This window comes from Streptomyces sp. HUAS TT7, from assembly GCF_051550175.1.
GTDB lineage: Bacteria > Actinomycetota > Actinomycetes > Streptomycetales > Streptomycetaceae > Streptomyces.
This window is the reverse complement of sequence record NZ_CP196176.1, coordinates 123,902-137,043: the sequence shown is the minus strand read 5'-3', so window position 1 is coordinate 137,043 and position 13,142 is coordinate 123,902. Positions and strand designations below refer to the sequence as shown.

The 13,142-nt window shown below is 69.4% G+C and carries 13 protein-coding genes; 6 read left to right on the top strand and 7 right to left on the bottom strand.

The features are described from left to right. Positions 1–156: 156 nt before the first annotated feature. From ACSHXC_RS41165 to ACSHXC_RS41155, 3 genes are all read left to right on the top strand, one after another. Complete coding sequence (locus tag ACSHXC_RS41165) at positions 157–1,026, top strand: hypothetical protein (RefSeq protein WP_438297271.1); 870 nt, start codon at positions 157–159, stop codon at positions 1,024–1,026. A gap of 93 nt (positions 1,027–1,119) precedes the next feature. Then, the gene (locus tag ACSHXC_RS41160; protein ID WP_438297269.1) at positions 1,120–1,473 is read left to right on the top strand and encodes an LPXTG cell wall anchor domain-containing protein; all 354 of its coding nucleotides are present in this window, start codon (positions 1,120–1,122) and stop codon (positions 1,471–1,473) included. Positions 1,474–1,711: 238 nt separating this feature from the next. Continuing rightward, a complete protein-coding gene (locus ACSHXC_RS41155) occupies positions 1,712–1,921 on the top strand; it encodes a hypothetical protein (RefSeq protein ID WP_438297267.1) in 210 nt (69 codons plus the stop codon). A 90-nt stretch (positions 1,922–2,011) separates the two neighbouring features. On the opposite strand, the gene ACSHXC_RS41150 is transcribed toward ACSHXC_RS41155, so the two are convergent. Continuing rightward, positions 2,012–2,683 (bottom strand): nucleotidyl transferase AbiEii/AbiGii toxin family protein, encoded by a 672-nt coding sequence (locus ACSHXC_RS41150; protein ID WP_438297266.1) that lies wholly within the window; start codon positions 2,681–2,683, stop codon positions 2,012–2,014. Further along, positions 2,680–3,048: a hypothetical protein gene (locus ACSHXC_RS41145; protein ID WP_438297265.1), complete on the bottom strand. Its 369-nt coding sequence runs from the start codon at positions 3,046–3,048 to the stop codon at positions 2,680–2,682. Before ACSHXC_RS41145 ends, ACSHXC_RS41150 begins: the two co-directional genes overlap by 4 nt. 417 nt (positions 3,049–3,465) lie before the next feature. Here ACSHXC_RS41145 and ACSHXC_RS41140 point away from each other — a divergent pair, with 417 nt between their 5' ends. Continuing rightward, a complete protein-coding gene (locus tag ACSHXC_RS41140; protein WP_438297264.1) occupies positions 3,466–3,666 on the top strand; it encodes a hypothetical protein in 201 nt (66 codons plus the stop codon). A 331-nt stretch (positions 3,667–3,997) separates the two neighbouring features. Here the strand turns inward: ACSHXC_RS41140 and ACSHXC_RS41135 are convergent, their stop codons facing one another. The 3 genes from ACSHXC_RS41135 to ACSHXC_RS41125 all read right to left on the bottom strand — a co-directional run bounded on the left by ACSHXC_RS41135 (position 3,998) and on the right by ACSHXC_RS41125 (position 7,031). Further along, positions 3,998–4,279 (bottom strand): DUF4333 domain-containing protein, encoded by a 282-nt coding sequence (locus tag ACSHXC_RS41135; RefSeq protein WP_438297263.1) that lies wholly within the window; start codon positions 4,277–4,279, stop codon positions 3,998–4,000. A 784-nt stretch (positions 4,280–5,063) separates the two neighbouring features. Beyond that, positions 5,064–6,038, bottom strand: coding sequence for an MBL fold metallo-hydrolase (locus ACSHXC_RS41130; protein ID WP_438297262.1), 975 nt, complete (start codon positions 6,036–6,038; stop codon positions 5,064–5,066). A gap of 66 nt (positions 6,039–6,104) precedes the next feature. Further along, positions 6,105–7,031, bottom strand: coding sequence for an MmyB family transcriptional regulator (locus ACSHXC_RS41125; protein WP_438297261.1), 927 nt, complete (start codon positions 7,029–7,031; stop codon positions 6,105–6,107). A 1,125-nt stretch (positions 7,032–8,156) separates the two neighbouring features. On the opposite strand from ACSHXC_RS41125, the gene ACSHXC_RS41120 reads away from it, so the two are divergent. Together ACSHXC_RS41120 and ACSHXC_RS41115 are read left to right on the top strand one after the other, a co-directional pair. Then, positions 8,157–8,990, top strand: a complete 834-nt coding sequence (locus ACSHXC_RS41120) for an MmyB family transcriptional regulator (protein ID WP_438297260.1) — start codon at positions 8,157–8,159, stop codon at positions 8,988–8,990. Positions 8,991–9,045: 55 nt separating this feature from the next. Next, complete coding sequence (locus ACSHXC_RS41115; protein WP_438297259.1) at positions 9,046–10,092, top strand: PhlD; 1,047 nt, start codon at positions 9,046–9,048, stop codon at positions 10,090–10,092. 238 nt (positions 10,093–10,330) lie between these two features. Here ACSHXC_RS41115 and ACSHXC_RS41110 read toward each other — a convergent pair whose 3' ends face one another. Together ACSHXC_RS41110 and ACSHXC_RS41105 are read right to left on the bottom strand one after the other, a co-directional pair. Further along, positions 10,331–11,317 (bottom strand): methyltransferase, encoded by a 987-nt coding sequence (locus ACSHXC_RS41110; RefSeq protein ID WP_438297258.1) that lies wholly within the window; start codon positions 11,315–11,317, stop codon positions 10,331–10,333. Next, entirely contained in the window at positions 11,314–13,092 is a 1,779-nt protein-coding gene (locus ACSHXC_RS41105; protein ID WP_438297256.1) for an ABC transporter ATP-binding protein, read from the bottom strand. Before ACSHXC_RS41105 ends, ACSHXC_RS41110 begins: the two co-directional genes overlap by 4 nt. Between the last annotated feature and the right edge of the window lie 50 nt (positions 13,093–13,142).

The window sequence follows — 13,142 nt, the reverse complement described above, 5'->3', positions numbered from 1 at the left end:
CGCACCCTGAAGTGTGCGCATTCTTCGCCGACCGGGCGGGCTCGCGTCTGAGTACACGTACTCATGTGCGTCAGGGTGCCGGGCGCCAGGATCGGCGGTATGACGAGTGGCAGATGGGCTCTGACGGCCCTGCATCTCCTTGCGGTCTGGGCAGTAATGACGGTCGTGATGCCGGCGGTGGGCTTCGGGCTGGTGCTGTCGGCCTGGGGCGGAGGCGTCGGGGCGGCGGTGCCGGTCTTCGTGTTGGGTGTGTCGCTGGCGGTGGGCCTGCTGACGGCGGCGGGCCTGCCGGCGCGGACCGTGGTGCCGCTGTGCAGCACCGTGCCGCGGACGTTCGGCTGGGCGGTGCTGGTCTTCGTCTTTGGCACGCTCGGCGTCCTGGCAGGGCTGGCTGCGTACGCGGCAAACGTCGACCTGGGCAGCGCCGGCACCCGGACTGTACTGGCGGGGGCTCCGTACGTGGTGGTCGCGGCGCTGTTCGTGCCGAACCGGTGGGTGCGGCTGGGGGCGGCGGTCGCGCTGGTGGCTGCCGTGGTCTATGGGGGCATCGTCGGTCCGGCACAGGCACAGCAGCGCAAGCATCAGGCAGAGGTCGCCCGCTACCGGGCACACTCCGAACTGCTCCTCCTGGGCGCAGCCCCGCCCGGCATGGAGGTGTCCCGTGCCCAGGCGGGCCCCGCCTCCTTCGTCGTTGAGTACCGCCCTGTCCGGGCGGGGTACGAGACGGGGTACGCAGACCTCAGCGTGCGCGTTCCCGCCGGGCCCGCACCCCGATGCCTTGAGCCTGCCGACCAAGGCGCGACCTGCACGGTGAACGCGGACGGCGAAATGCGCATAGTCCACGACTTCGCCGGCGGTGGCCGGAACGTCAGCCTGACCCGTCGTCAGGGGAAGGCGGAGGTCGAAGTCACCAGCTCAAGCGTCGACGAACCCGGGCTCCGTCATCTGCTCAACACGCTGCACCCGTTGTCGGACGCTGAGCTTGACCAACTGATGCGGGACAAGAAGCTCACCACGGTGTTCTGAGTTCCAGAACGTTTTGCACCTTCGGGCTCGAACCACACGGTCGCTGTATGCCGATGGCTCGTTGCTGATCCGTGGGCCACGCTCAAGGTGCGGATGCGGTTCACCGCGGACGCCCCCACCGTCCCCATCACCCTGAGGGCCATCACCGAGGCCTACCTGGGTAACGGCAAGCGCATGGAAAGCTTCTCACCGTGGTTCCGCTCCGCGATCCTGGCTCCTGGGACCAGCACGCCCCCCGACACCGGGAGCGGGAGCAAGCCGAAGCCGCAGACCGGCGGTACGACGCCCATCACGGCCACCAACACCGGCACGCACACCACCGGTGAGCTCGCGCAGACCGGAACGGGCGATGCCACCACCTGGGCGCTCGGAGCCGGAACCGCCCTCGTCGGCATGGGCGCCGCCTTCGTCGCCGGAACCGGCCGCCACCGCCGCCGCACCAACTGAGCACTGCGCAACGCCCACCACACGGCGTCGGGGGCGAGGACGTACCACTCCTCGCTCCCGACGCCGAGCTGCCGCCCCCATGCTGTAGCCGAAGGCCCGTGAATCCCTTGGTCCGGGCCTGCGTCCCCTCGGCGGCCACTGCGTCATCGGCCCGACAAGCCCGCTGCCCGACTACTGGGAGGACGCCTTCATCCCGTGTCAGACCCCCAGCGGCCGTACGATCGAACGCAACCACACCGTGGGGAACCTGGACGAGCTGTACGCCATTGCCGCCACCGGCGAAGCACTCAACTGCCCGCTGCCCACAAAACCCGCTACCACGTCCGCCCGCCCCGACATCGTCTATCTGCCCCTCCACGACGCACCCCGCCTGCGCTGGAGCCCGGTGTGGCGCACCGGAGCCGAGACCGACCTCATCCGAGCCTTCGCCAAGTCGTCCGTGACTTAGGCACACCGGAGCTCTGAGCGCTGCTTGTACGGTCCGGCACGGGGCCGGCTGAGACCTGGTCCGGGCCGTCGTGTGCAGATGGGCGCCGGTTCAGACTTCGTCCGGGTCTTCCTCGGCGTAGAGGCGGGCGTCGAGTTCGGCCGCCCAGGCCAGGGCCCAGGCGCGCAGGTCGGCCAGTTGCTCGGGGCCCAGGCCGTAGTCGGTGAAGTCCTGGTCGTCCCACCACTCGGCACCGTTGAGGCGGTCGCGCAGGTCCTGGAGGCTGAATTCGAAGCGGGCGTGGCGGCGGCCGAGCGCTTCGAGGCCGGCGGTGGTGTGGTGCCGGGAGGCGGCATGGACGTCGATGAGGTCGCGGACCGCGCCGCGGTCCGCGAGCGCGCGGACCTTGGTGCCGATCACGTCGTCGAGCGCCAGCACCGGACCGTACTCGGTCTCGGTGGGCGGGCTCCAGAACGCCTCCTTGAGGACGTCCACCTCGCACGCGTCGCCGGACTCCGGGTCGATCGCGATGAGGCGACCGGAGAGGGGGCTCGTCTCGATCTGGCGCACGCGCCAGCCGCGCGCGGCGAGACCGTCGCTGACCGTGGCGACGATCTCGGCGATCGGGGCGGGGTTCTCGGTGGCGACATCGAGGTCCTGGCTGAGGCGGTCGACCAGGCCGTGCGCCTGGACGGCGTAGCCGCCAGTGATCACCAGGGGGTACGGAGTGCCGACAGCGAGGACGTCGGCAAGGAGGCGGCGGTGCAGGTCGGTCAGGTTCACGCGGCCGACGCGCCCCGTACGGTGGCCAGCTCGGGGAAGGCCGTTTCCCAGGCATCGCGCAGTGGCCGGCTGATCAGGGTGCGCAGCACCGGCCACTGGCCGACCAGCAGATCCCGGTTCAGGAAGGCGACCAGATCCTCGCGCTGCCCCTCGGCCAGAACGGTGCGGTACAGGCCCATCCGCGACCGGGGCTGCTCCACGTCGTACGAGTGCCGCCCCGACCAGACCACGTGCAACGGCAGGTCGACCGAACCGCGCGTGGGTCCCGTCAGATCCTCAAGGCGCGCGGGCAACCGCTTGGCGTACTGCTCGCGGAGCAGCTCGAAGGCGTTCGGCACCGGGAAACGAGAGCGGGTGACAGCCATGCCCCCGATTATCGCCCGTGGAGCCCGGCGGGTCACGACGGACATCCGAAACCGTCCGGCCGGGCCCCAGCCCGGCACGCCGAGCCGTCCGCCTGAGCCGCCCGGCACTTGCTGAGAGGCCGCCGATGACGAGTCCGACGGCCTCAGCATTGATCCTCAGCATTGATGGGGTGCGATTCTGGCCCGGCCGGGCCAGTCACCTTCCAGCCTGGCCAGCCTGCTCTGGGCATAACAGACCTTTCCGACGGTCCACGGTGGGCAGCGACACCCCGAGCAGTTCGGCCTTGTCCTTGCGACGACGCCCTGCGTCCGACCACAGCACGATCCGAGCTCGCGTGGTACTTCCTGCTGGTCGGGCTGTTCGCCGGGATCTTCGACATCGCCCGTGTCTACCCCGTCCTCTACGCGCTGATCCCGGTGGTCGCGATCGTGCAGATCGTGCTCGCCTTTACCGTCCTCAAGGCCCGCATTCGGTACATGAAGTCGCTGTGGAAGAACAAGCGCACCCGGTTCTTCGCCCTCGGGCTCCTCGCCGTCCGGTTCGTCATCCGGTACGGGCTGGGCGTTGCCGGTCTCGCGCTGGTGCGGCTGCCGGTCAGCCCACCCTCGGCATCGTGATGGCGGTCATCACCGCGATGGCCTGGGGCGACCAGTGGCTCATCCTCCGCACCCTCAAGCGCACCCAGGCCAAGACCGCCTGACGGGCCATCGGGTCGCCCGACAGACCCGTTCCGCGAACACCGACAGGGCCCCGCCGCTCAGAGCGGCACGGGTTCCTTCGCGTGTGTGCGCTTCGCGCGCTGACCAGCACGGTTGCCCTCGCCCCGCATTGGCTCACCTTCCGGTGAACTCGCTTTGGATTCTACCTAGTTCGGAGCGGGCGAACTGTTGTCGTCGGCCTTTATGTCGAAGTTGACTTGGTCCTTGGCGACCGAGGCGACGTTGACTGTCACACCAAGGGTGCGGCCGTCGCCCCCCCCGTGAGGGTGCAGCGCATGGTCGTGCCGACCTTGCCAACGAGATCCTCGGGGCAGGTGACGTGCGGCCTTGGCTGTCCTGTGGCAGCGGCGAGCTTTTCGGCGACGGTGTCGGCAACCCTGTCGGCGGACAACTTCGGCGTGGGCTTCCCCACCTCGACGTGGGCCGAGCAGCCCACAAGCAGTGTGCCGGCGGCGACGGCTGTGACGGACGCGAGGATCGACGGGGCCATGGGCATCCGGGTTTGGAACATCGTGCACTCCTGGTCGGCGGGTCGACAGGCTAGTGGGGCGAGAGAGCCCCGAGAGCCTACTGGCGGGGGTATCGGGCCCCGCAGGGGGCATGCGCGGACGGCGCCGCTGGACCGATAGGGTGCATCGCCGTACCTGGTCGCGCCGGCCGGCCTGGCCCGCAGGGCTCAGCAGTTCGTCGAGGTGAACGGCATTCGCGTCTCGCACCAGGACATCCGGTGTCGCCGTGACGGGTGGATCGGGCACGGGGTCCCCGCCGTGGAGATCGACCGGGCTGCTGCCCTCCAGGACCGCTGGGGCGGCCTCGCCCTGCCGCCGGCCCCGTTCTACGAGAGTGGCCCGCGCGTCCTGAACGCCGGCTGTCCCGGGGGCTCGCCCACACAGGTCCGCCACACGGGTCGCGTAAGCGTTGTCCCTGGGCCGGGGCGACCACCGGCTGGTGGCCAACCCGCGTCCCGCACCCGAAGTCTCCGAGAACTTGGCCGACTTCCTGGAGTGAGGCTGCCGCCGGCGGGTGCCGCCGCCGGGGGAACGGCGACGGCATCCGGAACCGAGTCGAGCAACGGCATGCTGCTCGGTCGCACACGTCATCGGGCGTGGGAGTGCCCTCGGTGTCTGTGCGGCGCTCCCCCGTGCTTGCACGCGCGCCGACTTCGGTACTTCATCGCGCGGCCGGCCAAGGGCGCAAGACAGACGACTACGAAGTCAGCTCCTGTCTCAACGATCGGAATGGGCGACGGCCGTTGTTCCACCTGCTGGAACACCGAGGACACATGGCTGGGCGCATCAGGGTGTGGACGTCACAGCCGACGAGCGCTCCCATGCGATGCGTGCTGCGTGATCCATCAGCGCGAGCAGGTCAGGGGCGGTGGAGTCCGAGTCGAGGTGGCGGTACTCCGTGCTGAGCGTGATGGCGAGCCGCTCAGGAAGACCCAGGCCGGGATAGCGGTCTTCCTTGAGCAGGATGCGTGCCGCCTCGGTGGCGGTGTGGCCCTGACGGTGCATCAGGTGGGCCTGGTCGGCGAGGTCGTCGAGATAGGCGGCGTACGCCCGCAGGTCCTCGGGGGTCATGAGCGGCCCATGGCCCGGCACGATCTGCGCAGGGTCGAAATCCAGAATCCGCCGGCACGCGGCGGAGACTCGCTCCAAGGGGCCGGCCCAGTGCGAGGGGTGGTCGCCGGCGAAGACGATGTCTCCGGCGAAAACCACGCGCTGCTCGGGCAGATGGACGATCAGGTCGCCGACGGTGTGCGCCGGGCCGACCTCGTGCAACTCCACGGGTAAGGAGCCGACCTGAAGGTCGCGGCGCCCGGTGAAGGTGTCCGTCGGGGGAAGGACCTGTACGTCCGAGAAGTCGAAGTGGCCGAAGTGCTTCCGGAAGTACCAGCCCAGCGGGTGGGCGGGGTCGGTGTCGTGAATCAGCTCCTGAAGTTGCCGGGGTGTCGGCTCCAGGCACTGGTGCTCCAGGGTGGCGTGAGTCGCCAGGACCTCGGCGCCGGGCAGTTGCTGCAAGCCCCAAGTATGGTCGCCGTTGGCGTGGGTGACGGCGACGCGGGACAGGTCGATGCCCGGGCCGGCGGCCGTCCGGGCGGCATTGAGGAAGGCATCGGTGAGGGCCGGCGTGTAGGGGGTGTCGACCAGGAGCGCCTCGTCCTGGTCGACGATGAGGCCACAGTTGGCCAGCCCCCATGCCGCGTCCCGGCCGGGCTGCCATGCGAACACGCCGGGCGCGATCTGATTCAGCTGAGATATCGGTGCCATGGGCATCCATTCTGCGGGTGTGGTGGGCCGGTGGAAATCCCACACCGAGCCGGCTGTCACCGTTGATCAGGCCTGAGCGGCGAAGGGGAGGAGGAAGAAGCGGGCACCGGGGCTGCCGAGCGGCTGGGCGGTGCACATGGTGACGGTGCCCAACTGGGAGGGTGCGTGCGCCTCGCAGCAGCGGCTGCGGCGGTCCTGGGCACCCCTCTCGACCGCGTAACCGGCATGGCGCATGGGCCGGGAGTCTCCGTCCGGGTGTACGTAGGCGAGGTTGCGGCTGCGGTAGAGCGGTCCCGCGACCGGGTCCTCGTTGGCTTCCCTGTCGAGCCGCTGGAGGTCTTCGTTGTCGGGATGGGCGGCCACCGCCGTGCGCAGCTGGGCCGCCACGGGCACAGCCCATTGCCTCTCCCAGTCGACCAGATGGTGCTCGCGCGCGTCCTCGCGCAGCAACAGCCAGCGCATCAGGTTCTGTTCGGGAAGCCGCGGGGCCCGGCCCTCGACCTGAGGAAACATCTTGATGAAGTCGTCGTTGGCGGCTAGGACATTCCAAGCCACGTCGTTGATGTAGCAGGGCTGCCCGGATATCTGGTTGACGGCGTTCTGCCAGGCCGGAGCCACGTTGGTCCCAGTCATCGGATCCATGGGGATGGGGGGCACATGCCCGAGCGCGTAGATATAGAGGGTGGTGCGCTCCCGCTCCTCCATCCGCAAGACGCCGGCCACGGCATCGAGGAACTCCGGGCTGGGCACACTCTCCCCACGTTCGAGGACGGCGTAGGTCCGCTCGGTCACGAACAGAGCCTGCGCCACCTGCGCCTGCGACAGGCCCGCAGCGCGGCGGCCCCGTCCAGTGCGCTTGGGGAAGTCCCCGCTTTGGCGGGGCCGGTTCTGGGAGAACCTGAAAGAACCCGGCTCGTACCGGGCCCGCGGACTGAGTGGCGACTCAAGTCGGCGGGGTGATGTGTTGGCCGCAGCCGCACTCGGTGTTGGCACACCGTGTGGGCTTGCGGCCGGGCGGCGAGCACCCTGGCGAGGGTTTGGGCTCAGCCGCCGCTGTCCGTCAGCTCATGACCACCCCCTCAGGGGGCGGATCGTGGCGTCGACGCCCGTCGAGGTGCACAGCGCCGACGAGGCGCGTCCCCGAGCGTGGCGACGGTGAGTGGGTCCCTGTGCTGCGACGCGGGACTTCTCGTCAAGAGGCGGAGGTGCCATATGGCTCCCCCTGGCCACCGGCAGATCCTCACCTCTGCGGTCATCGGCGAGCGGTGCTGTGTTCAGCTCGCGGTGCGGACTTACCCTGGGCTGGGTTGATATGCGGGCGCCGGGTGATGGCAGGCTCTCGGCCAGGCCAGGAGCACGAGATCGTGGTCCTCTGGCGCTTCGGACGCAGGTGAGTGCGTGAGCGGCCATATGCCGCGCACAGTCTCGTGGTTGGCACGGTTCCTGCGGCGGGTGGCAGACGGCGGCAGAGGGATCACTGGAGGGCGCGGCGAGACCCGGGAGACGGTCGAGGGCTCCAGGCTTGGGGCGTGCACCAGCAGCTTCGCCCTGCCTGTTGCCCGCACTCGCACGACAGCGCTGTGCATCAGGGACTGCCGGGCATCGGTGAGAAGGGACCGCGCGTCGCCGCGAACTGAATCGGCCTTCAAGCTGCCCCGCGGGCTGCCGAATCGAGGGGCGGCGGCAGAGCCTCGGAGCGAAGTCCGGGTCCGGCCCGGACGCGCGCAGAGCTGTCGGCGTGCCCGCGCTGCCCGAGGTCTCACACATCTCTGCCTTGGCCTATCTCGATGACTGGGTCGGTTGCCGCATCTCGATGACGCGCTGCCCCTGTCGGGGCTTCCGGCCACTACCTCCGCGTACAGGGCGGGCGTTGCCGCCTCTGCTGGTTGCTCACGCAGTCGACTTGCTCAGGTCAATTGGCTGCTTCCCTACCCAAAATGGTCATATCTGCGCGGCTTGCGACGCTCTGTCCGACTGTCAAAGCTCCATGCAACACCAGTCCCTCCTGATGATCCGTGAATAATGACCAACCAGCGGCGGAAGGTTTTTGCACCCAAAAACTCACCGCCCAAAGACCCTTCCTCACCTAACGTCGATCTGCTAGGAGGCCAGGCGCTCGTGGACAAGGCCGCACTCAAGATCTTGCTGGAGAAGAAGCGGGCCGCGATCCGCCCAGAAGACTGCGGCCTCCCTCGCCCCCTGGCCCGACAGGGCCGCCGCGCACCAGGTCTGACGCAAAGCCAGATCGAGCGGCTCCTCAACCGGGCCGACGGCGTCTACCAGCGCCTGGAGTCCGGCCGCTACACCAACCCGCCCGCCGACCTGCTCCAGGACGTGGCCCGGCTGCTGGGTATGAACGAACACGAATGGAACGCCCTGTGGCGGTACGCCGCGGGCATGGAAGCCCCCCACCCGCTGCACCCGGCCTCCGGGCAGAAGGTGTCCGACGTGTGGATCAACGCGCTGCCGCACTTCAGTGACATGGCGTACATAAACAACGAGAGCTGGGAAGTCCTCGGCGGCAACGAGCTCTTCAGCAGACTCTTCCCCGACCAGAAGCAACCGCAGAACACCATGCGGTGGATGCTCCTGAACCCGGACGCCCGAGAAATCCTCATCGACTGGGAGAATGCCTGGGCCCCCCTGATCATCCCCCAGATGCGGGCGGCCCTGGCAGCCCGCCCCGATGACCGCATCCTCCGTGCGATCGAGAAGGACGTACTGGCAGACCCCGTCGCCGGTCCGCTGTACGAGGCGGTCCCGGACCTGTTCGTGCCCCTCGACGGCGACGAACGACCACTGCTCCACCCCGACCACGGACCCTGCTGGGTCACCGTCTGCGCCGCCGAGCCCCTGGGCAGCCCCGGGGCGCGACTCATCATCCTGCGTGTCGCATCCGAACCACGGCTGGGCAGGCCGCAGCCGCTGCTCACCGCCCGAACTGACACGTAAGGCCGAATTGCCGTTAAGTTGGCCGGACAAAGCGGACCACGCGCCGAGGAGCAGCATGCAGCCCAGCTACATATCGCGCCCCACCGTCTTCCTTCCCCGCCACGAGGTCAGCACCGACGAGATCATCAGTGACATAGCAGCCCACCACCCCAACCACCCCCGACTGCGTGCCATGCGGCGCATCATCGAGAACACGACCGTGACCAGCAGGCGCTTCACCCGGCCCCTGGACGCGGATGTCATCTCAGGCACCGCCCCCCTGGAAACGCGCGTGGAAGCCGCCTTCTCCGACGCCATGGAGATGGCCGAACGCGCAGCCCGCCGAACGCTCGACGACCATGGGCTGACACCCGCCGACATCGACGCCGTGGTCACCAGCCACTCCACCTCATGGGGAGTGCCGCAGCTGGACATCCAGCTCATCCGCGCGCTCGGCATGAAACCGACCACGCGCCACCAGTCCCATACCGCACTGGCCTGCGCCGGCGGCACCCAGTGCCTGATCAGGGCCGCAGAAGCAACAGCGTCCCTGCCCCGCGGCGCCAAAGTCCTCGTCGTCGTCTCCGAGGTCATCAGCAGCGTCTACAACCACGCTGACGACAGCATCGAATCCATGGTCTACAAGGCGCTGTTCGGCGATTCCGCCGCCGCCTGCATCGTCTCCGACGCCCCCCTGGGGCCGGGCCTGCGGATCGAGGAGACCTGGCAGTACCTGCTGCCGAACAGCATCGACCGCTACACCGGCCGGATGGACCCCACCGGGCTGCACTTCGACAGCACCAAGGAAGCACCCAAAGCCGCAGCAGAGGTCATGTCGCCCCTCCTTGACTGGCTCGGCCCCTGGCGTCCTACCGTTCCCGTCATCCACCCGGGCGGCCCGGGCATCATCGACGACGTGTCCGAGAGCCTCGGGCTGGGCCCACAAGCAGCCAAGCACTCACGGAACAGCCTGGCAGAGAACGGAAATCTGGGAGGCGCAGCCGTACTCGACGTTCTCCGGCGGACCCACGACGACCCCCCGGTCTCCGGGGACGGATCACTCCTGTTGGCCTTCGGACCGGGGTTCTCAGGGGTTGCCTGCCGGGGCACGTGGCTCAACTGACCGCTTACCCATGGGCAACCGTCCGGCACCAAGCCCGCGCCGTCCCAGGCAACAGGGATCAGCCCACGATCGTCCTCTGGAAGATCCGGTACGACAGTCCCGGACATGACGACCGCTACCGGCGCAGCCCGAATGCCGAATGGGCCACCGTCACCAACACCGGCCGCGACACGCGCCGCGATGCCTGCCCGGACCGCCGTGACGATGGTGATCGGCCGCATGACACTTGCTCGTTGCCCTATGAGCCGTACTTGAGGAGGGCCAGGCCGGAGGGCGTACTGACGGTTGTCACGTGGGAGAAGCCGGCTGCGGCGGCGATCCGGTGGAAATGCTCGCGACCGCGTTCACGGCCGCCGAGGAAGAGGAACATGCGCAGGTCCATGGCCGTCATCGCGCGGGGGTCGGTGTCGTCCGCGAGGCGTTCGACGACGATGACCGTGGCATTGGGGGTCGCGGCGCAGCGGCGCAGGATCTGGACGGCGTGGTCGTCGTCCCAGTTGTGCAGCACATTGACGAGCGTGTAGACGTCCGCCCCGGTGGGCAGCGGGTCGAGAAAGCTGCCCGGGGCCGGGGTGAATCGGGATCCGTACCCTGCCGCACTGATGCGCGTCACAGCCGCCGCGACGGCGTCGGGGAGATCCACCAGTGTGGTGTGCAGGCCGGGGAAGCGGCGCATGAGGGTTTCGACGAGTGCGCCGGTCCCGCCACCGACGTCGACCACGTGCCGGACCTGGTGCCAGGGATGGGCGTCGACGAGTTCCGCGGCGAAGCCTGTCGCGTGGGTGTGGCGCAGGGTGTCGAAGGCCGGGCCGTCCTGGTGGTCGGCGAGGTCCGCGTAGTAGTCGCGCCCGTGGAGGCGGGGGTAGGGCGGTTCACCGCTGCGCAGGGCCCGGAGGAGATCGTGGACGGCGGCATCCATGCGTGCGCCGATGCCGTCCTGGTCGAGCCAGGCGCGCAGGTGTGCGGGGTGGCCGTCCAGGAGGGTCGCGGACAGCGGGGTGAGGCTGTAGGTGCCCGGGGTGGGTTCGGCGAGGACATCGCGTGCGGCCAGGAAGCGCAGGAGCCGGGCCAGGACGTCGGGATCCGTCTTCGTGGCGTCGGCCAGACCTGGCACGGTGTCGTGGCCCGCGGCTATGTGGTCGGCCAGATGCAGTGTGGCGGCGGCACGCAGCGCGGTGGGGCCGAGCCCGGTGACGGCTTCGGAGAATTCGAGGTCGGCTGTCACGACGTCACTTCCTGCTGTGGGGCTGCGGGTTGGTCGGTGAGGTGGCCGTTGAGGAGAAGCCGGTAGCGGGGGCTGGTCCGCTCTAGGTGGTCGTGGTCTCCGTCCGCGACGATCCGGCCGTCGTCGACGACGAGGATGCGATCGGCGCTGCGGACGGTGGACAGCCGGTGGGCGACGACGAGGACGGCCGTGTGGTCGGGGAGTTGGTTCAGAGCCTCCACGATGACGGACTCGTTCTCGGTGTCGAGACTGGAGGTGGGCTCGTCGAGGAGGAGCAGGGCAGGCCGGGCAAGGAGTGCGCGGGCGATGGCCAGGCGCTGGCGTTCGCCACCGGACAGCAGGGTCCCGTGCTCGCCGACGGGCGTGTCGAGGCCGGCGGGCAGGCGGTCGACCAGAGCGTGGAGGTTGACCTGGTGCAGGACGCTGGCGATCTGCGTGTCATCGGCCCGTCGGCCGAGACACAGGTTGTCCCGCAGTGTGCCGTGCAGGACGGGGGCGTCCTGCTCGACCAGCGAGATCAACTGGCGGCTCTCGGCGCGGGTCAACTGGCTTGCGGGGTGCCCCCGATAGGAGACGGCGCCGCTGTCGGGGTCGTAGAAGCGGCAGATGAGGGAGAGGATCGTGGACTTGCCCGCGCCGGACGGTCCCACGATCGCGGTGCGGGAGCCGGGCGGCAGGGTGAAGGTGACGCCGTGCAGGGCAGGGCGGTCGCCGTAGGAGAAGTGCACGTCGTCGAAGGCGAGCATGGGGGTGTCCGCAGCGGCGGGGGTGACAGGACGTACCGGGCCGTCCGGAGGTTCGGCGGGCAGGTTGAGGCCGTCGTGGACACGCTGCAGGGCACCCATGGCCCGTTTCATGGTGGCAAGCCCTTCGAGGAGGTTGCCGAGCGGCATCACCAGATGAAGGGCGTACAGAAGGACGGCGATCAGGTCGCCCAGTTGCAGATCGCCGGTGGAGACGCGGACACCGCCGATGACCAGGACGAGGAGGAAGGAGCCGGATGCGGCGAGCTGGATGGCCGGCTGGGCGGCGGCGGTGAGCCTGGCTCCGTGCACTCCGGCCTGGTACGCCGCCTGGGCCGAGGCGACGATGCGCTCGGTCTCGCGGTCCTCGGCGCGGTACACGCGGATGGCGCGGATCGCGGACAGCCCGCGCTCCATGTCCGCGGTGAAGGTCCCGACCGCGGTCTGGGCCTGTTCGCCGGCGACGCGGATCCGGTCGAGAACGGCCATGACGCCGGCGCCCGCCACGACGAACACGCCGATCACGACGAGGAAGAGCACGGCGTCGATGCTGAGCATCAGCGCGGTGGCACCGACGACGGTCAGGACGCCGACGGTGATCTCCATCAGGCTGCGGGTGATGGTGTCGCGCAGCGCCGTGGTGTCGCTGCTCGCGCGCGAGATCAGGTCGCCGATGCGGTGTTCGCTCAGGACCGGGATGCGCAGCCTCAGCAGCCGGTGGACGAGCAGCCGGCGCAGGCCCAGCACGATGCTTTCCCCGGTGCGTTCCAGCAGGTACCGGCCGAAGGTGTCGACCAGGGTCTGCACGACGAACAGGAGTGTCAGGGCCGTGACGACACCGGCGATGGGAGAGGAGGTCCGCACACGGTCGATCACTTCGCCGGCGAGCATCGGCTGGGCCAGGCCGAGGGCGGAGGCGGCGAGGACCAGGACCATGGCGAGGGAGACGAGCCGACGGTGCGGGCGCAGCAGCCGCAGGAGGTCCCGCGTCCCGACGGTGCCGCCCGGTGGGGTGGATGAAGTCCGCTTCATGTCAGGCATCTCGGGTGGGTCGGGGGTGAGCCGCGCGCAGCCGCCCGGCC

Excerpts from the sequence above, each read along its gene's own strand:
- ACSHXC_RS41165 (WP_438297271.1), top strand. The coding sequence starts at position 157 with ATGACGGTCGTGATGCCGGCGGTGGGCTTCGGGCTGGTGCTGTCGGCC.
- ACSHXC_RS41160 (WP_438297269.1), top strand. The coding sequence starts at position 1,120 with ATGCGGTTCACCGCGGACGCCCCCACCGTCCCCATCACCCTGAGGGCC.
- ACSHXC_RS41145 (WP_438297265.1), bottom strand. The coding sequence starts at position 3,048 with ATGGCTGTCACCCGCTCTCGTTTCCCGGTGCCGAACGCCTTCGAGCTG.
- ACSHXC_RS41135 (WP_438297263.1), bottom strand. The coding sequence starts at position 4,279 with ATGTTCCAAACCCGGATGCCCATGGCCCCGTCGATCCTCGCGTCCGTC.
- ACSHXC_RS41130 (WP_438297262.1), bottom strand. The coding sequence starts at position 6,038 with ATGGCACCGATATCTCAGCTGAATCAGATCGCGCCCGGCGTGTTCGCA.
- ACSHXC_RS41115 (WP_438297259.1), top strand. The coding sequence starts at position 9,046 with ATGCAGCCCAGCTACATATCGCGCCCCACCGTCTTCCTTCCCCGCCAC.
- ACSHXC_RS41105 (WP_438297256.1), bottom strand. The coding sequence starts at position 13,092 with ATGAAGCGGACTTCATCCACCCCACCGGGCGGCACCGTCGGGACGCGG.